This window comes from uncultured Paraglaciecola sp., assembly GCF_913058035.1.
Lineage (GTDB): Bacteria > Pseudomonadota > Gammaproteobacteria > Enterobacterales > Alteromonadaceae > Paraglaciecola.
This window is the reverse complement of the sequence record NZ_CAJXPA010000044.1, coordinates 1-22,676: the sequence shown is the minus strand read 5'-3', so window position 1 is coordinate 22,676 and position 22,676 is coordinate 1. Positions and strand designations below refer to the sequence as shown.

At 39.0% G+C, this 22,676-nt stretch carries 19 protein-coding genes, 1 tRNA gene, 1 pseudogene and 1 riboswitch; of the genes and pseudogenes, 1 reads left to right on the top strand and 20 read right to left on the bottom strand.

What is annotated here, in order from left to right; genetic code table 11:
• Window positions 1-68 precede the first annotated feature (68 nt).
• The 13 genes from rpoB to QZ562_RS07935 all read right to left on the bottom strand — a co-directional run bounded on the left by rpoB (window position 69) and on the right by QZ562_RS07935 (window position 13,667).
• Window positions 69-4,097 carry a DNA-directed RNA polymerase subunit beta gene (gene rpoB, locus QZ562_RS07995; protein WP_293759002.1) on the bottom strand — a complete coding sequence of 1,343 codons (4,029 nt, stop codon included), beginning with the start codon at window positions 4,095-4,097 and terminating at the stop codon, window positions 69-71.
• A 294-nt stretch (window positions 4,098-4,391) separates the two neighbouring features.
• Window positions 4,392-4,763: a 50S ribosomal protein L7/L12 gene (gene rplL / locus QZ562_RS07990; protein WP_293759000.1), complete on the bottom strand. Its 372-nt coding sequence runs from the start codon at window positions 4,761-4,763 to the stop codon at window positions 4,392-4,394.
• Between the two features lie 53 nt (window positions 4,764-4,816).
• A complete protein-coding gene (gene rplJ / locus QZ562_RS07985) occupies window positions 4,817-5,335 on the bottom strand; it encodes a 50S ribosomal protein L10 (RefSeq protein ID WP_293758999.1) in 519 nt (172 codons plus the stop codon).
• 368 nt (window positions 5,336-5,703) lie between these two features.
• A complete protein-coding gene (gene rplA / locus QZ562_RS07980) occupies window positions 5,704-6,396 on the bottom strand; it encodes a 50S ribosomal protein L1 (protein ID WP_293758997.1) in 693 nt (230 codons plus the stop codon).
• A gap of 3 nt (window positions 6,397-6,399) precedes the next feature.
• Window positions 6,400-6,828: a 50S ribosomal protein L11 gene (gene rplK / locus QZ562_RS07975; protein ID WP_293758995.1), complete on the bottom strand. Its 429-nt coding sequence runs from the start codon at window positions 6,826-6,828 to the stop codon at window positions 6,400-6,402.
• A 524-nt stretch (window positions 6,829-7,352) separates the two neighbouring features.
• Window positions 7,353-7,889, bottom strand: a complete 537-nt coding sequence (nusG, locus tag QZ562_RS07970) for a transcription termination/antitermination protein NusG (RefSeq protein ID WP_293758994.1) — start codon at window positions 7,887-7,889, stop codon at window positions 7,353-7,355.
• A gap of 3 nt (window positions 7,890-7,892) precedes the next feature.
• Window positions 7,893-8,270 (bottom strand): preprotein translocase subunit SecE, encoded by a 378-nt coding sequence (secE, locus tag QZ562_RS07965; protein ID WP_293758993.1) that lies wholly within the window; start codon window positions 8,268-8,270, stop codon window positions 7,893-7,895.
• Window positions 8,271-8,335: 65 nt separating this feature from the next.
• Window positions 8,336-8,412 (bottom strand) — tRNA-Trp (locus QZ562_RS07960).
• Window positions 8,413-8,780: 368 nt separating this feature from the next.
• On the bottom strand, window positions 8,781-9,572 hold the full coding sequence (locus QZ562_RS07955) for a phosphotransferase (protein WP_293758991.1): 792 nt from the start codon (window positions 9,570-9,572) through the stop codon (window positions 8,781-8,783).
• Window positions 9,569-10,174 (bottom strand): nicotinamide riboside transporter PnuC, encoded by a 606-nt coding sequence (pnuC, locus tag QZ562_RS07950; RefSeq protein WP_293758989.1) that lies wholly within the window; start codon window positions 10,172-10,174, stop codon window positions 9,569-9,571. Before pnuC ends, QZ562_RS07955 begins: the two co-directional genes overlap by 4 nt.
• The gene (locus QZ562_RS07945; RefSeq protein ID WP_293758987.1) at window positions 10,174-10,431 is read right to left on the bottom strand and encodes a hypothetical protein; all 258 of its coding nucleotides are present in this window, start codon (window positions 10,429-10,431) and stop codon (window positions 10,174-10,176) included. The genes pnuC and QZ562_RS07945 overlap by 1 nt, the downstream gene beginning before the upstream one ends.
• 59 nt (window positions 10,432-10,490) lie before the next feature.
• Window positions 10,491-12,596 (bottom strand): TonB-dependent receptor plug domain-containing protein, encoded by a 2,106-nt coding sequence (locus QZ562_RS07940; RefSeq protein WP_293758985.1) that lies wholly within the window; start codon window positions 12,594-12,596, stop codon window positions 10,491-10,493.
• Between the two features lie 55 nt (window positions 12,597-12,651).
• Window positions 12,652-12,754: riboswitch (TPP riboswitch) on the bottom strand.
• Between the two features lie 97 nt (window positions 12,755-12,851).
• Window positions 12,852-13,667, bottom strand: a complete 816-nt coding sequence (locus QZ562_RS07935; protein WP_293758984.1) for a hypothetical protein — start codon at window positions 13,665-13,667, stop codon at window positions 12,852-12,854.
• Between the two features lie 220 nt (window positions 13,668-13,887).
• Here QZ562_RS07935 and QZ562_RS07930 point away from each other — a divergent pair, with 220 nt between their 5' ends.
• Entirely contained in the window at window positions 13,888-16,002 is a 2,115-nt protein-coding gene (locus tag QZ562_RS07930) for a GNAT family N-acetyltransferase (protein ID WP_293758983.1), read from the top strand.
• Window positions 16,003-16,005: 3 nt separating this feature from the next.
• Here the strand turns inward: QZ562_RS07930 and QZ562_RS07925 are convergent, their stop codons facing one another.
• The 7 genes and pseudogenes from QZ562_RS07925 to QZ562_RS07895 all read right to left on the bottom strand — a co-directional run.
• Window positions 16,006-18,093 carry a hypothetical protein gene (locus tag QZ562_RS07925; RefSeq protein ID WP_293758982.1) on the bottom strand — a complete coding sequence of 696 codons (2,088 nt, stop codon included), beginning with the start codon at window positions 18,091-18,093 and terminating at the stop codon, window positions 16,006-16,008.
• Between the two features lie 115 nt (window positions 18,094-18,208).
• Window positions 18,209-19,471 carry a hypothetical protein gene (locus QZ562_RS07920; protein ID WP_293758981.1) on the bottom strand — a complete coding sequence of 421 codons (1,263 nt, stop codon included), beginning with the start codon at window positions 19,469-19,471 and terminating at the stop codon, window positions 18,209-18,211.
• Complete coding sequence (locus QZ562_RS07915; RefSeq protein WP_293758980.1) at window positions 19,471-20,082, bottom strand: energy transducer TonB; 612 nt, start codon at window positions 20,080-20,082, stop codon at window positions 19,471-19,473. Before QZ562_RS07915 ends, QZ562_RS07920 begins: the two co-directional genes overlap by 1 nt.
• A 1-nt stretch (window position 20,083) precedes the next feature.
• A complete protein-coding gene (locus tag QZ562_RS07910) occupies window positions 20,084-20,482 on the bottom strand; it encodes a biopolymer transporter ExbD (protein ID WP_293758978.1) in 399 nt (132 codons plus the stop codon).
• Between the two features lie 12 nt (window positions 20,483-20,494).
• Complete coding sequence (locus tag QZ562_RS07905) at window positions 20,495-21,019, bottom strand: MotA/TolQ/ExbB proton channel family protein (RefSeq protein ID WP_293758977.1); 525 nt, start codon at window positions 21,017-21,019, stop codon at window positions 20,495-20,497.
• Window position 21,020: 1 nt separating this feature from the next.
• Window positions 21,021-22,373, bottom strand: coding sequence for a MotA/TolQ/ExbB proton channel family protein (locus tag QZ562_RS07900; protein WP_293758975.1), 1,353 nt, complete (start codon window positions 22,371-22,373; stop codon window positions 21,021-21,023).
• Between the two features lie 5 nt (window positions 22,374-22,378).
• A pseudogene (locus QZ562_RS07895) lies at window positions 22,379-22,669 on the bottom strand (DUF3450 family protein); the annotation flags it as partial.
• Between the last annotated feature and the right edge of the window lie 7 nt (window positions 22,670-22,676).

Sequence of the window (22,676 nt, the reverse complement as noted above, 5' to 3'; positions counted from 1 at the left end):
CAGCGGAGTCAATTGCAAAGGTGTAGCACGGGTGCTACACCATCATGTCTAAAAGCTCAATGAGCAGCTTATCGTTCTTCTAGTTCGATGTTGATACCTAGTGAACGAATTTCTTTCAACAGTACGTTGAAAGATTCTGGCATACCAGGTTCCATACGGTGATCGCCATCCACAATGTTTTTATACATTTTGGTACGACCATTAACGTCATCGGACTTAACAGTTAACATTTCTTGCAAGGTGTAGGCGGCACCATAAGCTTCAAGTGCCCATACTTCCATCTCTCCGAAACGTTGACCACCAAACTGCGCTTTACCACCCAACGGTTGCTGTGTAACCAAACTGTATGAACCAGTAGAACGAGCATGCATTTTATCGTCTACCAAGTGGTTCAGTTTCAGCATATACATATAACCCACAGTAACAGGACGCTCAAATGCGCGACCAGTGCGACCGTCGAACAAAGTGATTTGTCCGCTTTCTGGGATATCTGCCAAAGTCAGCATATGTTTGATTTCAGCTTCAGTTGCACCGTCAAAGACAGGTGTTCCCATAGGTACGCCTTTACGAAGGTTACCGGCTAAACGTGTGACTTCATCATCACTGAAAGTACTTAAATCGACTTCCTGATGCGATTTGCCAGCGCTGTATACTTCTTGTAAGAAACTACGCAGCTTAGCCATGTCTTCGTGCTCTTTAAGCATACGGTCGATTTTCACACCGATGCCACTAGCAGCCATACCTAGGTGAGTTTCAAGTACCTGACCAATGTTCATACGCGATGGAACGCCCAATGGGTTCAACACGATGTCGACCGGCGTACCATCTGCATCATAAGGCATGTCTTCAACAGGCTTGATAGTCGATATAACACCTTTGTTACCATGACGACCCGCCATTTTATCACCAGGTTGAATATGACGTTTAACTGCAAGGTAAACCTTAACAATTTTAAGCACACCAGGTGCTAAATCATCACCTTGAGTGATTTTGCGACGTTTAATTTCAAACTTAGTATCGAAGTCAGACTTAATCTCGACATGCTGGTCAGCAATTTGGTCAAGCTCAGATTGTGCATCTTCATCGTCGAGCGTTAAGTCAAACCACTTGTCACGAGGCATGTTGTCAAGTTTTTCCTGAGCAACACCCGACTTAAGCAATAAATTACCTGCACGGGCAAAAATGCCATCAGCTAATATATTGAATTCGTCAGATAAGTCTTTTTTCACTTCGCGTAATTGCATATCTTCAATTTCACGTGCGCGCTTGTCTTTCTCAACACCATCACGGGTGAAGACCTGAACGTCGATAACTGTTCCATGAACGCTGTTAGGCACTCGTAATGAAGTATCTTTAACGTCAGAAGCTTTTTCACCGAAAATTGCTCGTAGAAGTTTCTCTTCTGGCGTTAGCTGGGTTTCACCTTTCGGAGTCACCTTACCTACCAGAATATCGCCGCCTTTAACTTCAGCACCAATATAAACCACACCAGACTCATCCAGTTTCCCTAGCGCAGACTCACCAACGTTTGGAATATCAGAACTAATTTCTTCTGGACCTAGCTTGGTATCACGAGCAATACAACTTAATTCTTGAATATGTATAGAAGTAAATCTGTCTTCCATCGCTACACGTTCAGAAATTAAGATTGAGTCTTCGAAGTTGTAACCGTTCCAAGGCATAAATGCGATTCGCATGTTTTGACCTAGTGCCAGTTCACCCATATCGGTAGACGGACCATCGGCTAATACGTCACCTGCAACTACTGGTTCGCCAGCGTTACAAGTAGGCCTTTGGTTAATACATGTATTTTGGTTTGAACGGGTATATTTTGTTAGGTTATAAATATCAATTCCTGCTTCACCAGCAGTCATTTCAGCTTCATTAACCTTTACAACAATTCGGCTTGCATCAACAAAAGATACTGAACCGCCGCGCTTAGCGATAATTGTCACACCTGAATCCACAGCAACAATCTTTTCCATACCAGTTCCGACTAACGGCTTTTCGGCAATCAATGTTGGAACAGCTTGACGTTGCATGTTGGCACCCATTAGTGCTCGGTTAGCATCATCATGCTCTAGAAAAGGAATAATACTGGCAGCAACAGACACAATCTGTTGAGGTGACACATCCATATAAGTGATTTCAGATACCGACATTAACGTGGTTTCACCACGAAAACGACAAGGGATCAAATCTTCAGTCAACTTACCTTTTTCATCGAGTACTACGTTTGCTTGTGCAATCGCATATTGACCTTCTTCTATGGCAGATAGATAGTCAATTTCATCAGTCACAACTCCGTCTACTATTTTACGATATGGGGTTTCTAAGAAACCGTAATCGTTAGTACGAGCATAACTAGCAAGAGAGTTGATCAGGCCAATGTTAGGACCTTCAGGCGTTTCGATTGGGCATACTCGACCATAGTGAGTCGGATGCACATCACGTACTTCAAAACCAGCACGTTCACGAGTCAAACCACCCGGCCCTAATGCAGAAATACGACGTTTGTGTGTCACTTCAGACAATGGATTGTTCTGATCCATAAACTGTGACAATTGGCTTGAACCAAAGAACTCTTTGACCGCAGCAGAAATAGGTTTAGCGTTAATGAGATCCTGAGGCATAATTGCGTCAAGGTCACCTAAGCTTAAACGTTCTTTAACAGCACGTTCTACACGAACAAGACCAACACGGAATTGATTTTCAGCCATTTCGCCAACAGAACGAATACGTCTGTTACCCAAATGGTCGATATCATCAACCTCGTCTTTACCATCACGGATAGTGATCAGCTGTTTCATTACAGCAACGATGTCAGCTTTATCTAGCACGCCTTTCCCAGTCGATACATCACGACCCAAACGACGATTGAACTTCATTCGTCCAACTGCAGATAAGTCATAACGGTCTTCTGAGAAGAACAAGTTATTAAACAAAGTTTCAGCCGCATCTTTCGTTGGTGGCTCACCAGGGCGCATCATGCGATAAATCTCAACCAAAGCTTCTAGCTTATTAGTTGAACCATCAATGCGTAAGGTATCCGAAATATAGGCACCATGATCAAGCTCATTGATGTAAAGCGTATCGAATGCTTTGATACCCGCTTCAGTCATTTCAGCTATGTTTTCTAAAGTTAACAGGTCATTTGCACTGACAATAACTTCACCTGTTTCTTTATTTATGTAATCACGAGCAAAAACACGACCAACTAAATACTCAGCAGGAACTTCAAGTTCTGTTATTTTTGCTTTTTCTAGTGCGCGTGTATGACGTGCCGAAATACGACGGCCCGTCTCAACAACAACTTTGCCTTTATTATCTAAAATATCGAACTGCGCGGTTTCACCACGAAGTCTGTCTGGCACAATATCAGATAAATACTTTTCACCGTCGATACGTACTTGGTTTGTTTCAAAGAACAACGCAAGTATCTCTTCGGTAGGCATTTCTAATGCACGTAACATAATAGTGGCCGGTAACTTACGACGTCTATCTATTCGTACAAATAAATTATCTTTAGGGTCAAATTCAAAGTCTAACCACGAACCACGGTAAGGAATAACGCGAGCGTTATATAACACTTTACCTGATGAGTGAGTTTTCCCTTTGTCGTGGTCGAAGAACACGCCTGGTGAACGGTGTAATTGCGACACTATGACACGCTCAGTACCATTGATAACGAATGTACCGTTATCAGTCATGAGTGGAATTTCACCCATGTAGACTTCTTGCTCTTTAATGTCTTTTACCGTGCCTGGTGCTGCTTCTCTATCGAACAACACTAAACGCAATTTCACACGTAGAGGTGCAGAAAAAGTAACACCACGAATTTGACATTCTTTCACATCAAATACTGGGGCACCTAATCGGTAACTTACATACTGCAACTCAGCGTTACCAGAATAACTTTTAATTGGGAAAACTGATCGAAATGCTGCTTCCAGTCCATGTTGACCATCTACATCAAGATCAATAAACTTTTTAAAAGAATCTAATTGGATTGAAAGTAGATACGGTATTTCCAATACCTGTGGACGTTTGCCAAAATCCTTACGGATACGTTTCTTTTCGCTATAAGAGTAAACCATGGGTTCCTCAGCCTGCCGATTTTTGACCCAACTTGCTTATCTAGATGTCTATAGAGACATAAAGTTAAGCAAACCTCCGCTATCCTTTAAGGTTGTAGAAAAACGTTTACCAAAGTCATTAAGAGGCTTACTTAACTTATTGGTTTTATTTAGTTTTACCTACAATTTGCACTTCATTACTAGGACTAATATCAAAGGACGAAAATAGTAAATCCTACAGCGCAAAAAGGCTGGTGACTAAAAAGCCACCAGCCTATGCCATTTCAGGCTAACAATCTGTGATTAAACAGATTATTATTTAAGCTCAACTTCAGCGCCAGCTTCTTCAAGCGTCTTCTTAAGTTCTTCAGCATCTGCTTTAGAAATACCTTCTTTGACAGATGTTGGAGCAGCTTCAACCAGAGTTTTAGCTTCTTTAAGTCCAAGACCTGTAGCAGAACGTACTGCTTTAATAACTGATACTTTGTTCGGGCCGAAAGAGGTCATAAAGACATCAAATTCAGTTTGCTCTTCAACAACTTCAGCAGCTGCTGCAGGACCGGCTACAGCTACAGCTGCAGCAGCAGAAACGTTGAATTTTTCTTCAGCCGCTTCGATCAGTTCAACAAGTTCCATTACTGGCATTTCAGCAATAGCGTTTAATATATCATCTTTAGTTAGAGCCATTTCTCTAAACTCCTGGGTTTAATGTTAAAAATTTATAATGCCAAAGTCGAAAATTATTTTTCGTCTTTGATCGCTGCCAATACACGCACAAACTTGCCTGGAACTTCGTTGATAGTACGCACGAATTTCTCGACAGGTGCTTTGAAGGTAGCAAGTAATCTTGCCAACGCTTCGTCGCGGGTAGGTAGTGATGCAACTGCGTCCAATTTTTCTGGACCCAATAAACCACTACCAATAGAAAGTGCAGTTACGTTTAACTTGCCGTTAGTTTTTGCAAAGTCTTTGAAAAGACGAGCAGCACTGCCAGGGGCATCTATGGAAAACCCATAGATTAACGGACCAGTTAAAGCACTATCCATATCAGAAAACTTACTATCAGCTAAACCACGTTTCGCTAAAGTGTTACGAATTACTCGTAAGTAAACACCTTGCTCACGTGCTTTAACACGAAGATCAGTTAATTCTGCTACTTCCATACCACGGTATTCAGCAACGGCAACAGATAGAGCTCGAGACGCAACATCGTTTATTTCTATTACGATCTCTTTTTTTGCTGCTAAGCCTAATGCCACTGAGTTCACCTCTTAAAGTCTGAAACATCATTTTTATTAAAAATATCCGTTTCAGGATTCACAGATTGATGTCATTACTTAAGGACTAACTTAAATAAATTCACCGCTCTACGGTGTTCGTTAATCCCAGAGAGTCTGAGTCGATACCACCGTCTGCGCAGGCTGACTTTTTAAGCAAGTTGTTTGCGACATGTGACATTACTGACACTATCTAGGCGGATGCTCTCTTACTTCACTCGCCAACTTACGCCTGCGGTCTAGGACGGGAGTCTTTCGTCTAACTATTTTTACAAATAGCTAGACTCAAACTCCAACCCATAACCTTTACAGAGAAACAAGTAAGATAATACTTACCTGCTAAGACCCTACTAACCTAAGCTAGCTTGATCTACAGAAACACCTGCACCCATTGTTGTACTAAGGCTAATTTTCTGAATGAAAATGCCTTTAGCTGAAGAAGGCTTAGCTTTATTAAGCGCTTCTAACAATGCTGCTAAGTTTTCTTGAATATGGTTTGCTTCAAAAGCTATTTTACCAATGCTTGCGTGGATAATACCATTTTTGTCATTGCGATAACGTACTTGACCAGCTTTAGCATTTCTTACTGCTGTGGCAACATCTGGCGTAACTGTACCAGTTTTAGGGTTAGGCATAAGACCGCGAGGACCTAATATCTGTCCTAACTGACCAACAACACGCATTGCATCTGGTGAAGCAACAACGACGTCAAAGTTCATTTCGCCTTTTTTAACTAACTCAGCTAAATCTTCCATACCAACAATGTCAGCACCAGCTGCTTTAGCAGCTTCAACGTTTGCACCTTGGGTGAACACTGCAACACGAACATCTTTACCCGTACCATTTGGCAGCACAGTAGCACCGCGTACATTCTGGTCAGATTTACGCGCATCTATGCCAAGGTTAACGGCTACGTCAACACTTTCTGCAAATTTAGCAGTGGCTAATTCTTTTAATAAAGCAACGGCTTCATTAAATCCGTATTCTTTTGTCGCATCAACTTTTTCTTTTACTAAGCGAGCGCGTTTTGTTAATTTAGCCATGTCTTACCCCTCTATCACTAAGCCCATGCTGCGTGCAGAGCCAGCGATGGTGTTTACTGCTGCTTCTAAACCTGATGCAGTCAAATCTGGTTCTTTTGTATGTGCAATTTCTTCTAATTGCGCACGCGTCACTTTACCCACTTTTTCAGTGTTTGGACGACCAGAACCATTTTTTATTCCAGCAGCCTTCTTAAGTAAGAAAGAAGCAGGAGGAGTTTTTGTTATGAATGTAAAAGAACGGTCTTCGTACACAGTGATCTCTACTGGTACTGGAGCGCCTTTTTCAAGTGCTTCTGTTTTTGCGTTGAACGCTTTACAGAATTCCATGATGTTTACACCATGTTGGCCTAGTGCTGGGCCAACCGGAGGACTAGGGTTTGCAGCACCTGCTGCAACCTGAAGCTTAATTAAGCCAGTGACTTTCTTCGCCATGATAATACTCTCTAATTTGGGTATAACGCCTTGTAAACACAGAGAATGCTTACTCAGTCGGCTTCCCGTTCTAATAAAATGGGTCGCGAAGTATAGATGAACTATCACCTCGGCACAAGTCTTATTGTTGACAATCCTGAATTTTGTGCGCTATTAGTTAATTTGAGAAAATCAAGGCAGAAATTAGCAAACAAGCAGCGTATTTCAGAAAAATTTAAATATTACTACTTCAAAAGGCTGAAATGTATATCTTGATTTATCAAACATCAGTCTTTAAATAAAAACCCTGCTGTCTTCTGTTGCTTTAAACAATCAGCTATAAATTATCACGTTGCAAAAAACCGCAGTACAAAACTATCCTTATCTTAACATGTCCATTCGATTTCAATTTAAAATGGGATTATAATTAATTTCTTATATTACTGGGTTATGAATTCACATATACCCAAACATATTTCTTGTTAGTCACAGCCAATAAAAAAGGATGCTAATAGCATCCTTTTTTATTGGCTGTGACATTTAAACTAGCCTTTCTCTACTTGGCCAAACTCCAGTTCTACCGGTGTTGAACGGCCAAAGATGAGTACTGATACTTTCAAGCGACTTTTTTCGTAATCGACTTCTTCGACTACTCCATTGAAATCCGCAAAAGGACCATCGGTGACACGCACCACTTCGCCTGGTTCGAACAATGTTTTTGGTTTTGGCTTATCAACGCCTTCTTCAAGACGATTCAGTATTGCATCTGCTTCTTTTTTGGTAATAGGCGATGGGCGGTCTGAAGTACCTCCGATAAAGCCTAAAACTCGAGGGACACTTTTCACCAAATGCCATGAGTCTTCATTCATATCCATCTGGACTAGTACGTAACCTGGAAAAAATTTACGCTCACTTTTTCTTTGTTGTCCTGCGCGCATCTCAACAACTTCTTCGGTAGGTACTAAAATTTCACCGAAATAATCTTCCATTTCGTTCATTCTAATATGTTCTAGCAAAGTTTTTTGAACACGGCCTTCATACCCAGAGAAAGCTTGAACCACGTACCATTTTTTATCAGACATTACTTAAATTCCTAACCCCGTTATAAATGAGACAATCTCAACAATAATCCCGTCTAGTCCCCACAAAATTAGTGCCATGACAACAGTTGCGGCTAATACAATCATAGTAGTCGTTGTTGTCTCTTGGCGAGTAGGCCATACAACCTTGCGCACTTCAGTTCTTGACTCTTTTGCGAACGTAATAAAGGTACTACCTTTGAATGTTGTAGAAGCTATAAAACCTGAAATTCCTACAGCAGCGACAGCAATTAGAGCAATGTACAGAACGGATAGTTCTGGAAAAAAATGGTTAGCAGCAACTACGCTCCCCAACAAACCAAATATAACTAACCATTTCAACATGTCGAATGGGTTGGAACTGTTTTCTGTATTCTCACTCATACTAAACCCTAACTCTCTTGCTAGTTATGTCGTCACCTAAAAATGGGACATTTTTGCCAATAAAATGGCAGGGGTGGAGGGATTCGAACCCCCAACCATCGGTTTTGGAGACCGCTGTTCTACCAATTGGAACTACACCCCTGCTGAAGGGCTGAATTATACTCACGGAAAGCGAAAGGTAAAGTGATTTTGCTTTTACTATGTGCATCTTATAAACAACTGCACATTTAATAAGCTATATGCCCAAACATTTTCAAAATAAGATGTTAGGAAAAAGTGTAAATGGGTAAGTCGAGATTTTTTGAGCAAAACGATTGTTTGCAAATGTAACAATTTTAAAAAAGCAGAGGTGCCATTAAAAAGCAGAAGTGATAGTAAACAACTCAATCAATAATCCATATTCAATCAAACGCAACAAGCCACCTCATCCTGAAACGACCGAGTTATCTGTAAATACGCTATTTAAAGCTATTTAAAGCTATTTAAAATAGTTGAAATTATTTTTTACGCTTATCTTGACTGAAAAAAAGCTCGATACCAAAGCTTATTGGTTAGTTCAACTAAGGGTTTCATAACAAATACTTTTTTTATTACTTCTGATAAACGTTGTTCACTAAACTGCGCATAAAATGCATATAAACTAGCTTCGTCTGCTGCACCTAATCCATTAATTGCCACACATGAAGCCAAATCAAAATATGGGCAAGATAATGAGCAGTATTCCCAATCAAAAATTATACTGGGCTGGGAATGTGTAACATGAGATAAAGCTAAATCATTGTGACAAAATACCGCTTTAGTTGCACAGGCTTGGTGCCATATGGCAGCATAACGCTCAAGAGTTTGCTGTTCTAATAAAGAAACTGACGTATTAGTCACGCCTAAATAATGTTTCCACTGACAGGGTAAATCTAACTTTGGAGCCTCAATTTGAGTCTTATGCAGTGTTGATAATGCAGATGCTAGACCTCTGGTAGTGGTTAAGCTTGGTACATCCACATGGTCTAGAGTTGGTATATCAAGCCATTGGTCAATTTGAAAATTACACGTTTTTGACAGATAGACTGGCTTTACTGCAAGCCCTTTAAACGCCAGTTCTAATTGAATATCAAAGAGATTTTTTCTATCCAATAGTGCAACTTTATCTGAATCAAAGGTTTTAACAAAGTAGCTATTCTTGGATGTTTGAAGGTAATAACTGCTATTAACGGCACCTCCCTTTAAAGTCTTAAGAAGAAAGCCAGGCTGAATAAACTCCAAACCTTTTAATTCGTCTTCCATCATAAGCTTTAAATCACTCATAAGGGCTTAGTCTGACCTTCTACATTAGCTGGTTCTATCCGCCATTGAATAAACCCATAAACTGCAAAGCCTGTGTAACATAAAAATAATATGCCCGTTAAAGTCAAATCTTTAGCGAAATAAAGATAAGATGCAAATATGTTAATGACAATCCAATACAGCCAATTCTCTCGTACTTTATGGGCCACAAGTATTGTTGTGTAAACACTAAAAACCGTAATAAATGCATCTAAATATATATGATCCGCATCTAACATTGAGCTTGCAAAATAACTTAACGTTACGGACCCAATTGTCAGCACGATGATACAAATTATATGCCGAGATAAAGGCCAACTTTGCACAAGCAAGGTATCGGCCTGACTTTCACGCCACTTCATCAAGCCATAAACGGCCATAATTAAATAATAGAAATTAAGTCCTGTATGGAAGGGTAAAGATACATTCCAAAAAAGCCACGTATAAATACCGGTACTCACCAATGCACACGGCCAACACCAAATGTTTTGCCTAGCAGCCAGCCAAACGTAAACAACAGCCAATACAACCGCAATGCCTTCCAAAAACGATGTTGCAGCTAGCTGTATTAAAAGATTTTCCATTAAATATCAGTACTCATCTTATCACCATTTAAAAATTTGCAGACAAATATTGCCTGCCCTATTTTTTCATGACTACGTTGCATTTCTTCGCCTAACATTTGCATGGTAGGAAGATATTCACCACTGACCGTTGTGCTGGTAGCAGTCGTCATAACCTTTACACTTTTATAGGTATTTAAACGGTCTATGAACTCTTGAATAGGTTGAATGTATTGTTCTTTGAGCGGATACATTGATATTTCAGCAACTATTTTCATTTTGGTCTCTTATGATAAAAGCTGGAAAGAGTGGTCATTTCCAGCTTGATTTACATTATTTAGTATTGATATTTAAAATTGATCCCTACACGACGTGGCTCACCAAATTGTTCATACAAATGAGTTTCATATTCATCTCTTGGATCGTTACCAAAATAAAAGCCACGGTTGGCGTATTGTTCATCAAACAAGTTACGGGCATACAAACTAACGTTCCAGTTTTCCATCTGGTAATCAAGGCTTGTATGAGCGATGAATATACTCTGTGATTGTTGATCGTGACTAAACGAATAAAAGAACTCATCTTTGGCATCAAACTCCATTAACCAGTTAATATTATTTGAAACACGCCAATTTAGACCAGCGTTGATATGGTAGGTAGGTGCATGAGCTTGCTCTCGCTTATCAATATTACTACCATTTTTAAGGGTGATGCCGCTAATTTCAGTCTTTAAATAACCGAGATTAGCAAAAGTATCAACATTATCGAACAGCATGTAATTTAAGCTGACTTCAATACCATAGTTTTTTCCATCTGTAGCATTGTTGTAAAAATCCACAAAAGATTGCTCATTCACAATAGAATTTTTATATTGCACGTCGTCACGTTTTTGATAGAAAGCAGAAATATCTAATACTAAACTTCCATCTTGATTAGCACCTTTTATACCAAATTCGATACCGATTAAAGATTCAGCATCGAAAATAGCATTATCAAGCAAGTCTTGTCTGAACTCAGCAATATCTTCATCGTCGATTTTACCGAGTGCTTGTCCGTTTACCCCGCCCATTTTATAACTGCGCAATAAACTTAGGTATAACATACTGTTGTCACCCGCTTTTTGGTGATAACTAATTTCAGCTCCCCAATCACTATGGTCAATATCTTCATCGATCAAATTGGAATCAACATAATCGAGTGTTTGTGAGGCTAAACGTAAACTTGCAGTAACCCATTTTTCATCTGATAACATATATTTATACTGACCAAATAAAGCACTGTCTAGCCGATCCACCTGGCTTTCAAACGGTGCTGGCAAATACGTATATTCTCGAGTTAAGTCTTCTGTTTTGTCTGCAAAATAAAAACCGACTACCCAAGAATTAGCTTTATCACTTTTACTGGATAGTTTTGCTTGAACTGTATTGTCTTCGCGCTCCCGAAAGTAGTAATCAGTAGATGAATATTCCCAGCCTGGCGCTATGCCTACGAAACTCCAATCCTCATCATAACCATAAGCTAAATCGGCTTGCATAAAACTGCTTTGAAGTTGAACATTAGCCCAATCTAAGCCTTGATAATCTATAGTAAGACCAATTGCCTCACTCTGTTGTTTATCAAAGCCAGGCTCATCAGATAAGGTTGTTCTATCTCTATTGAGTGAAAAAGCATCATATCCATTGTCTACATCAATCAGATGAATAACGGTGTTGATAGATAAGTCGTCAGTTACTTGCCAATTAAGTTTAGCTCGCGCAGTTGACTCATCCACGCCATTAGTGTCGTCACGTCCCAACCAAGTATTTTCAACAAACCCGTCACTGGTATTTTGATGAACTGATAGGCGGTAATCAACGCTGTCACTAAGACCACCGCCTACTGCAGCCCCTATTTGCCAACTACCATAGTTAGCAACACCAAACTGAGCATCAATACTGGTTTGCTCTGTAGCATCTTTGCTCAACACATTGATCATGCCAGCAAGACCATCTGCACCAAAACGTGCACTATTGGGTCCTTTAAATATTTCGACTTGTTCAATATCAAACGTACTCGCCCCGGCGAGCAATCCAGAGTAATTGATGCCGTCAACCAAATAACCAACGGAGGGATTGATTGGGTCAGTAAACTGACTGCGTTCACCAATACCCCGTATCTGCAAAAAACGTCCACGGCTAGCACCGCTGGAAAAGTTCACATTTGCTGCGCGATTTAATATATCTTCAAGGTGTTGGGCTTGACGTTGTTGTATTGCTCTCTCGTCTATAATGGAAATGCTGGTAGCCATTTCAGACAGGGGTGTTGCAGTTAGGGCACCTTGAACAATGATCGTTTCCATATCAGATTGTTCAGAAAGTGCCTGTTCGGTATTTTGAGCATAAACACAAGTGTTGATTAAACATAGGCTTATTAGACTAGTCAGTGGCTTTTTATTAAATTTCATTGAGGGATCTCTTCATAACGGTTTGAAAAGATCCGGCTGTACGGCAGGTAAATGGGAGGTAAAGTCTGACCATTCCTACGCCGGCATTATCCGGATCAGGTATAAGGGTTATGAGTGTTTACTCAAATCTCAGCCAGATGGCTCCCCTTGGTTGTTCAGTAAAAATCTAATCGACTCATATCAAACCGAAGTATACTAACAGGCAAACAAAGCTTAGCAATAAATAAATAGGAATTTATAAGCGTAAAATAATCTCTATTCTGTAACTTTCAGTTTGACTAATTTGTGATTGGAAAAAAAGGAACTTTCTTGAGTAAACCACACTTCACCACTAGGAGTGACGCAAATCGCCTCTACTTGACCATAGTCTGCAAGTTCAAAAAAATTATTTAGAGTCAAATCTTTATTAACAATAGCAATGAAAGGATAAAGACTACCTAGCCTTTTCAAATCATAACCGACCAAAATAAATCGATTATTTTTATTATCAAAATCACCTCCAGTAACAATACCAGGCAAACCTTCTATCATGCCGATATGTTTAACAAACTGCTTAGGTACGATCTTATTTATCTGATAGATAAATAAAATGCCGGTGTTCCAGCTCTTAGAAAATAAAAATAAGCTGTCATCGATATTAATCAATGTTTCGGCATCAAAATCATGTTTTAGATACTTATTTTTTTTAACCGAGTTGTTGACATAATATAGTTCAGTCGTCGTAACTGAAGACTCGACACTACTATCCAACTTAGATACTGCATGAATTTGAACGAACTTCCTTTTACCGCCGTTATTACCTATATCGCCTACATAAAAATTCTGGCTATCTCCAGTCAATGCCTCCCAATCTTTATTTTTAGTTTCTACTGTTTTTTCAGTAATAATTTGCCCTGTATGGTCAATATTATAGATAATAGGTTTGTTTCCAGAGTCATTAACAGTAAAGGCTGAACCGACTTGCGGGCAATATAAACCAGACGTTTCCTTTAACACGTCTGGTAAGTCATGCTCTTCTAAAACAATGTAGTTATCTGTATTGGCAGCTAAGGTGATGCAAGATAACGACATGTTTATGACCAACAATAAAAAAACTTTCCTTACCAACTTTTATTTCCTTTTAAACTATATGTATCAGATCACTACCGCGTCTAATTGTTTCACGATAAATAAGACAATTGTATTTTTGATTTGTATTGAGATGAATACAATTGTTATTCAACAATCGTATTTTTGTATAAGTTTGCATACACTAGCCAACAATGTTTAATTATTTTAATTAGAATTTGTTGTGAAATTTCCCGAGCACCTGCTTCATTGGTTTGAAGAACGACAGTCAAGAGCATGTCACAGACAGTTATTGGTCATAACAGGTAATGAAAAATGGGTAATAAAAGCTGCAGTTAACTTACTAGGTAATAATGACAAACATAATATTTTATGGGTTGGAAACGCACAGGAAAAATTTGCAAACATAACTATAAAAAACTACCGTTCTCAATTAGGCAACGAATTTGACTCGATAGTATTGAACTGTTTTAGTGGGTTTAGGGCTAACGCGGCCATGGCATTAAGTGGCGCAATAAGAGCTAATGGTTTGATGGTGATCCTGTGCCCTGAATTCAAAGATTGGCCGAATTATGCTGACCCAGAACAAATCAATCGCATTTCTTATGGTTATTTACATAAACCAGTCGAAAGTTTTTTTATTCAATACTTAATATCTACCTTTTATAAAGATAAAAGTGTGGCGATCTTATCTGCAGATAAATTTTCTGGCGAGATTTTTTTTGTTAAAGATAATTTAAAAAAAGAACAATATTACGAACAAGAATCTGCCATAGAAGGCATTCATAAGGTAGCCCAAGGTCGCAGAAATAGGCCTTTAGTTATAACCGCGGACAGAGGCAGAGGAAAATCATCGGCTTTAGGATTGGCAGCCGCTAAATTGATGACTCAGGGCACAAAAACGATTATGGTAACAGCCCTTCACATTGACAACACAGAACAGATTTTTAGACATGCTCAGCGTATGTTGACGACATCAAATCGCACTAAAAACGAACTCAGTTATCAGGGAAACACACTCTGTTTTAAGCCAGTGGATGAGTTACTCAAAAGCGAAGAAAATATTAATATTGTACTTGTAGATGAAGCGGCTTCTCTACCTATCCATGTATTGATAAAACTCGCTAATAAATTCCCTAGAATTGTGTTCAGCTCGACAGTACATGGATATGAAGGCAGTGGACGTGGCTTTGAAATGCGTTTTATCAAACAACTATCGTCGCTAAAGCCTGGTTTCAAAAGGATCCAAATGCTTCAACCGATACGCTGGTATAAAAGGGATACCTTAGAACAATTCTGGTTCAAAGCCATGTTTCATAATGAGCGTCAAAATGTTGAAAACAATGATCTAATCAATCAAGAAATTAATTGTCAACATATATCGAAAACACAGTTACTTAAAGACAAAGAATTGCTCGCATCTTTATTCAAGTTGTTGATCGATGCCCATTACCAAACCAGTCAAGATGATTTACAACGTTTATTAGATGCTCCTGAGATAGAATGTTTTATACTAACCGCAGGCAATAATTTGCTAGGTGTGGTTCAAATAGTCAAAGAAGGAGGAGAACCTTTCAATGAACTTGCTGATAGTGTTGCTAATTGTTCAAGGCGTGTAAAGGGCCATTTAGTTGCCCAAAACATAACATCATCCTATAATAAATTTCCCTTTTTGTTGGCTCAACAGTGGCGTATTAGCAGAATTGCAATTCATCCAGAGCACCAGCGCAAGGGATTGGGTAACCAATTAATCAATTACGTAGAACAGCAAGCGGAACTTCAAAATATAAAGTTTCTAACTGCATCTTTTGGTTGCAACGGTGACATTCTAAGGTTTTGGCAACATAACCAATTTTCACTGGCCAAACTAAGCGCAAAACCTGAAGTTTCAAGTGGTGAGCACAGTGGTATCTGTATTAAACCTTTAACGGTTGAAGCAACTCAGATAAGTGTTTCTATTCTCAAAAAGTTTCACTTAGAAATGCATTATCAGATGGACAAAAATTTTCAATACGTATCAGCAGATACTCTTATACAAATTCTACTGCTTCAACCAAACACAGATATAAATATTTATGAAGATATGGAAATACTTTGGCAATTTGCTATGGGAAAACGGGCTTATTCGACCTGTAAACGTCTGTTAAAAGAATATTTGATAGTTAATCCTCAGCGCCTATTAATATTAACAGCACAGCAACAAGATTTTTTAGTCGCTACTCTTTTGCAAAACGTGACAGATAAATATGTTTGCTCAAACTTTAACCTTAGTGGCAAAAAACACATCGAAGAAATCATAAAAAAAAGTTTTAAAGAAATTTTACAAACTAATAATTAGCGTTTAATTTAAGACCTTCAAAATAGGTAGTAAACTAGAATAGTCATCCGTCCATAAAACTTCTGGGTGTATACCCTTGTCGAGCGAAGTTTGTTGATATAATAACTGTACTGATTGCGTCAATCGTTTATTATTTGTCATAATAACCCATTGTGTATCATGTTCTTTACCATCACCAGGTGTATCGAATAACATAATCTGCATGTTTAGGCTTTTACTATGCTGCAAAATGACAGGTAGTAGAGACAGATGTCGATTAGAAATATGCAAAGCTAAAGTACCATGTGTATTGATATGTTGCTGATATAGTAAAAACGCTTCATAAGTCATCAAATGAGTAGGGATCAGATCCCCTGAAAAAGCATCAATGATAAGTAAATCAAATTCATTTTTTTGTCCTAGCTCCAATTCTTTTTGTAAAGTAACACGCGCATCCCCTAACTTAATGTCCACTTTAGCTTTAGTATCCCTCAGATAAGTAAAATATCGGTTAGCAAAGGTGGAAACTAACGGGTTTAACTCATAAAAAGTATAGTGATCTCCAGCTTGTCCATAAGCGGCTAATGCGCCTACACCTAGGCCAATTATACCAACGTGTAATTGATTGTGACTATCGCTCGAAAGCTCTTCAATCACCAGCTGTACACCTGTACCGGGACGATAATAACTTGTGGGTATAGCTGTATTAGATAGTGGCAGATATTGGCTGCCATGTGAGGTAGTGCCATCAACGAGCCTTCTCTCGTTAATTTCCCCCTGCGTTATATCCTTAACCGTCAGTATGCCGTAAAAGTTTCGTGCTTTAGCAATATCGTACTGTTTATACTGATTATTGAGACTAACAAAGGACAATAACCAAACTCCCCCTACACATGCACTGCCCAAAGCGAGTATCGAAAGATGTTTGTTGGCAATGGCATCAGCTTGGCTAAAGTCGATATCAATACGCTTATCTTTTTTACTCCACCATAATGAAACTGTAGTAAGAACGAGCACACCAAAAATTGCTAATGGGAATTCCAAGAATTCATCAAACAGGCTTTTAGCGGTAAAGGATACGAGAAAGCTACCACATACTCCCCCTGCAGATAAAATCAAATAAAATAAGGTTGTATTGCCTTGCTGTGGTTTAAGCGAGTTCAACTCACCGTGACAAATCATACAACCGCAGAATAGAATCAACAGGTAAATTAATAATTGAGTCAAGATGTCAAATTGCCCACCAATGAAATAGATTAATAATGCAACAAATGACAACAACATGAAAAAGGGCAACCATATGCTTCTTACATATATTGAGAGATTGCTAAATGCCAAGACATAGGTTACCAAATAAATTGATAAAGGAGCTAACCAGAGAAAAGGAACCGGGGGTACATTTTGAGTCAGTGCATTAGTAGTTGACACTAACAAAATCACACCTAGGCCAGACAACATAAACCACAATATAAGTCTAAAATAGCTTAACGTTGGGCTACTAATGTTCTCAGAGACACTAGGGTTATATTTATTATTTTGCTTAACAACTGTAAAGAAAATCCAACCAATAAAAATAAAGAACAACCAATAAATGCTAGACCATAACTTAACTTGCAATTCTAAAGACAAGAATGGTTCTATAACTACTGGATAGCTAATAAGAGCTAAGAATGAACCAACATTTGAAATCGCATATAACCTGTAAGGATTTGCACCGTTAGTTTCGCTGGAAAACCAGTGTTGTAACAATGGCGTGTTAGCTGACAATATTAAATAAGGAAATCCTAAGCTAAAAAATAATACCTTTAATACGGCCCAAGTAGGTTGTCCACTGATCGGTATGTTCTGAATGTCAGCAATGTCGATAGGTAACAAAAACAAGCTAAATATCAAGCATGATAGATGCACAACAATCTGGTTTCTCACCCTCATTATCTTGGTCAATACATAAGAATATAAGTAACCTACCAACAAAAAGAATTGGAAGAACAGCATACAAGTGGTCCATACGCTAGCACCACCTCCAAACAAAGGTAGTAACACTTTTGAAATGATAGGTTGAATTTGAAAAACTAGGAACGCGCTGATAAAAACTGAGATGAAATATTGCATTGATTATTCGAGTATTGGTTGAGTATTGGTTGAGTATTTATTAGGGGATTGTTAATTGTACTCAGAAAAAATCTAAATTATAGTAATAAAAAAGCTCCCAACGGGAGCTTTAAAACTAAAGTTTAATGTTTCGGTTTTTGGCTTTTTCCTTAATATAAGGTTCCCAACTCCTAGCATTTCTTGCTGTGGACTTGTCTTTTTTTGCTTCCTTCACGTGTTTGAAAGCAGCTCTGAAATCTCCATTATCAAAGTTTGCTTGCATCATGGCTAGATGAATAGCGCCCTTTTTATCAGAGCCTCCATCTAAAGCTTTTTGAAGAGCAATGAGAGCGTCGCTATATCTTTCCAATGCATAATACACCATGCCCTGTTTTTGATATAAATCAGGATCTGAAGCCATCTTAGCGGATTGTCCATAGTAATCTGCTGATTCGCTAAACTCTCTGGCCTGCTGAAATGATGATGCAATACTAGTTAACATCCTTTCATCTTTTTTGACTAAACCAGACTTAACATGCTTTTCAAGTATTTGTGCAGACTTAACAGGTATATTATTCATCGAATAAAGCTGACTGAGAGCTTTTATCTCCGCAGCTTTTGTCAAGAAACCTTGCCTGTAAGCAATTTCAAACGTAGAAAGGGCTTTTTTATGATCTTCAACGAGCATATAAAAGAAACCTAGCTGTGTCCACTGAGCCTTATCATCTGGAAAAATCCTAACTGTTTCTTCCTGTACCTCAATTGTTTCTTTATACATTTTTCGATTGTAATAAGATGTCATTTTAAGGGCATAAGCAGTTTTGTTAGGCTTTTCTGCTAAGGCAATCGCCTTATTGATGGGCGCAATAATTTCAGCAAATCTTTGTGTTTGATAATATGCATTAGCCATTCTAAAGTAGACGTCAAAGTCTTCTTTGCAAGTCAAATCCAACCATTGTTGATATGACTTGATCGCACTATCGTATTGCTCTTCCTGAAGACTTAAATCAGCAATGAGCTTTATAGTACCGACCTGCTCAGAATCATTTAACTCATTAGGAGCAACCGCTCTTTGCAAGTACTCAATAGATTTTTTAGCTTTACCATTTTGTGTAGCCAGCAAGTTACCAATAAATCTATCTGTAAAGGCTCTGTCAAATTTATTTGAAGTGTCGATTTCATACAAAATTTCCAAAGCTTCATCAATCAAATCAGCATTATAAGCTTCTAAGGCTTTACCCACCTTTTTACCTACTTTTTGACCTGGTATGTTAGTTGGCCCACGCTTGTAATCTGGACATGCAATAGGCAATGAAGCCTGTGCAAAAGCACTCACCGGTAATATGGCGGCAACAGAAATCACTGAAACCACATATAAATGTTTTAGATGTTTATTCATTATGATTGATCCAACTTAAAGTCTAGTTGCACTGTTAGACCGAATTGTTTCATCGGTTTACCATCTTCTATTTTAGGCTTGTATTTCCATTTACCCAACGCACGTCTTGCTTCACGATCGAAAACACGTTTCGGATCTGCATCTAGAACCGTAACGTCTTCAACGCCACCGACTTCGTTGATAGTAAAAGATAGTTTAACCCATCCCTCTTTACCATCTCGAGCAGCCTGAACAGGGTATTTAGGTTCGATTCTTACAATAGGTGTAGCATCACCGTCACGCATTGCACCCACACTACCAATACTAATTGAAGCGCCGCCGACATCAACACTAGGCATACTAAAGCCTAAACCGTTGGTATCAACTTGAGCAACATCAGGTTCTACTGGTTGAATTTTAGGAGGCTGTTTGGGTGGCGGTGGTGGTGGTGGTGGTACCCTTTTTCTTAATTGTGTTGCATCGTCAGGTGTTGCCATAACGATATCAATAACTACTGTTTCACCACCTTTTTCAGGTGGTCTTCCTGAGTTAGAAATTAATTCTGCCATCACAATAAAAAGTGCAAAGGCTATAACCCCACCTAACAATATAGAAACTATAAATCGACCCATATTAGCTACCTGCCGTTGCAATTGAGATACGATCAATACCAGCCGATTTAATTTGATCCATCACTTCAACAACGATCCCATGTTCGGCTTCTTTGTCAGCTTGAATAATTATTACATCAGACGGCTGCTCAGCCATTAAACGTTCTAAATTGGAACGGACGCTGTCCACATCAATCTCACGTTTATCCATCCAAATCTTTCCATCTTCGGTTACTGCGATGAAAATATTTGCATTTTTTGGCTTTACAGCTAGTGACCCATTAGGTTTATTAACGTTAACACCTGCTTCTTTCACAAAAACAGTAGTCACAATGAAGAAGATCAACATTATGAACACTATATCTAGCATAGGCGTCATATCAATTGCTGCATCTTCTTCTACTCGAACTTTACGACCCATAAGATCCTCTCTTTAATGATGGGGCAAGGCATCTACTAACTTTTCTCTAGCCATTTTAACTTTAGCTTCAAGACGAGAACTAAAGAAAACACCAGATAAAGCAGCTACCATTCCAGCCATTGTAGGAATAGTTGCCATAGAAATCCCTGCAGCCATTAGACGAGGGTTACTTGTACCCTGACTCGCCATGGTCTCGAACACACCGATCATACCAGTGACTGTTCCCAACAGACCAATTAGAGGGCACATAGCTACAAGTGTTTTTATCAACAACATTCTTGTACCTAAACCATCTGAAGCTTGTGAAATCCATGTGTCACGGATTCTATGCGCATACCATGAGGTAGTATCTTCGCGTGCATCCCAGTCGGAGATAATCTTGTCTCTCAACTTTGGATAAACTGAAGATAAATACCAAAAGCGCTCTATCATAAATGCCCACATAAGAAAGAGCGCTAGGGCGACAACATAAAGTACGTCACCGCCTGCAGCAATAAAATCCCTGACAGACTCCCATTGTTCTATCAGAAATAACATATTAAGCTTTCTCCGTCTCAGCATGCGTGGCTATAATACCCGCAGTCTGTTCATCAAGAATGTGCACAATAGATTTACTGCGTCCAGCAACGATGCTGTGCGTTAGTAGTAATGGTAATGCCGCAATAATACCTAGTGCCGTCGTAACCAATGCCATTGAAATACTTCCAGCCATCAGTTTAGGGTCACCAGTTCCAAACAATGTGATTTGTTGAAAGGTAGCAATCATACCGATAACAGTACCTAACAAACCTAATAAAGGAGCGATAGCTGCAAAGATTTTTATGATATTAATACCACTTTCAATTCTAGGTAGTTCTTTTAAAATAGCTTCGTCTAACTTCAACTCTAGACTTTCGGCATCGGCAGTTTTATTTTCGGTATAAACTTGCAATATACGACCTAGTGGGTTGCTACTTGATGGATTAGACACGTTTTTAAGTTGTGCTTTCATTTTAGCGCCCACTAACGTGAGGGTTACAAGTTTATATAATCCGATTATTAGACCAATAAATAACATCACAGTGATGGTGTAACCGACAGTTCCACCTGCATGATAACGCTCCATCATGGTCGCTTTCTCTTTCAACAAGCTAAGAATTCCACCTCTTGATGGATCCGCGTAAAAAGGAATAAGACCTGAGGTCGCAGTGTGAAGTGCCTGTGCTGTTGTAGTTTGGAAACTATCTGGTTGACGTCCTAAAGGCTGTACCATTTCATTTTGGTCATCGTAGACTAAATAGCCTTGCTCACCAAGTAAGTTAAACGTGCCGACACGAACTACTTCTTGTTGCTGAGAACCACCGTCTAAATTAACAACTTCGGCGGTGAAACGCGAAACTTGCCCAGATTCTGTCATTTCTGTTTGTAATGCGAACCAAAGATCTTCTAACTCTTTAATGTTCGGTAGGCCCTTAGCTTCTTCAGACATGCGCTTTAAAAACGCGCCACGACCTGGGAACTCAGCACTTACTATTGAGGTAGAAATTTGTCCGTAAGCCTCAGCTGAAGCTTGACGAACAACACCAAACATTTCACCTAACGTACCTGTAGCGGTCGTTAACTCGACCTCTTTGTCAGCTAAACTTACCTCATTATCAGCGAATTGTTTTTGTAATCTATCACCACGAGACTCTTCAGATTTGAGTTCAGATTGTGCCTTTCTTAATAAAGCTTGTTTATCGGCACGAGCAGATTGAAATTCATTTTCGCGCTTTTTATTGATACGCGCTTCTGATACACGACTATTTTTAACCTCATCAAGAAGCTGTTCCAGTGTGGTAGCAGCTTGTGCTGAAGAAGCCATCAATGTGATCGAAGCGGCAGCTAATATGGATTTAAATACAGTTTTCATCAATATTACTCCGAAGCTTTAATTGGTAGTTTAAGAAGGTCTGCTGGCAATAATTTGTTTGCTGTTCGAACAGCATCAACAACTGGTTTTATATATTCAGCACCCAGCTCTTCCCAAGCTCTAGCATCATTATCCCAAACCCAAGCACTCTTTTGGTCAAGCGATAAAGCCAAAAGTGCGGTTCTACCAAGATTAAAGAAATCTACTGTGATTTCAGTCCCTTGATAGTCTAGAGTACCTTGATAAGACTGTATCGTAGTACAGTATCACTTCTCTATCTCATAAGACTAAACAACCTAACAA

Excerpts from the sequence above, each read along its gene's own strand:
- rpoB (WP_293759002.1), bottom strand. The coding sequence starts at position 4,097 with ATGGTTTACTCTTATAGCGAAAAGAAACGTATCCGTAAGGATTTTGGC.
- rplL (WP_293759000.1), bottom strand. The coding sequence starts at position 4,763 with ATGGCTCTAACTAAAGATGATATATTAAACGCTATTGCTGAAATGCCA.
- rplA (WP_293758997.1), bottom strand. The coding sequence starts at position 6,396 with ATGGCTAAATTAACAAAACGCGCTCGCTTAGTAAAAGAAAAAGTTGAT.
- rplK (WP_293758995.1), bottom strand. The coding sequence starts at position 6,828 with ATGGCGAAGAAAGTCACTGGCTTAATTAAGCTTCAGGTTGCAGCAGGT.
- nusG (WP_293758994.1), bottom strand. The coding sequence starts at position 7,889 with ATGTCTGATAAAAAATGGTACGTGGTTCAAGCTTTCTCTGGGTATGAA.
- secE (WP_293758993.1), bottom strand. The coding sequence starts at position 8,270 with ATGAGTGAGAATACAGAAAACAGTTCCAACCCATTCGACATGTTGAAA.
- QZ562_RS07955 (WP_293758991.1), bottom strand. The coding sequence starts at position 9,572 with ATGAGTGATTTAAAGCTTATGATGGAAGACGAATTAAAAGGTTTGGAG.
- pnuC (WP_293758989.1), bottom strand. The coding sequence starts at position 10,174 with ATGGAAAATCTTTTAATACAGCTAGCTGCAACATCGTTTTTGGAAGGC.
- QZ562_RS07945 (WP_293758987.1), bottom strand. The coding sequence starts at position 10,431 with ATGAAAATAGTTGCTGAAATATCAATGTATCCGCTCAAAGAACAATAC.
- QZ562_RS07940 (WP_293758985.1), bottom strand. The coding sequence starts at position 12,596 with ATGAAATTTAATAAAAAGCCACTGACTAGTCTAATAAGCCTATGTTTA.
- QZ562_RS07935 (WP_293758984.1), bottom strand. The coding sequence starts at position 13,667 with ATGTCGTTATCTTGCATCACCTTAGCTGCCAATACAGATAACTACATT.
- QZ562_RS07925 (WP_293758982.1), bottom strand. The coding sequence starts at position 18,093 with ATGCAATATTTCATCTCAGTTTTTATCAGCGCGTTCCTAGTTTTTCAA.
- QZ562_RS07920 (WP_293758981.1), bottom strand. The coding sequence starts at position 19,471 with ATGAATAAACATCTAAAACATTTATATGTGGTTTCAGTGATTTCTGTT.
- QZ562_RS07915 (WP_293758980.1), bottom strand. The coding sequence starts at position 20,082 with ATGGGTCGATTTATAGTTTCTATATTGTTAGGTGGGGTTATAGCCTTT.
- QZ562_RS07910 (WP_293758978.1), bottom strand. The coding sequence starts at position 20,482 with ATGGGTCGTAAAGTTCGAGTAGAAGAAGATGCAGCAATTGATATGACG.
- QZ562_RS07905 (WP_293758977.1), bottom strand. The coding sequence starts at position 21,019 with ATGTTATTTCTGATAGAACAATGGGAGTCTGTCAGGGATTTTATTGCT.
- QZ562_RS07900 (WP_293758975.1), bottom strand. The coding sequence starts at position 22,373 with ATGAAAACTGTATTTAAATCCATATTAGCTGCCGCTTCGATCACATTG.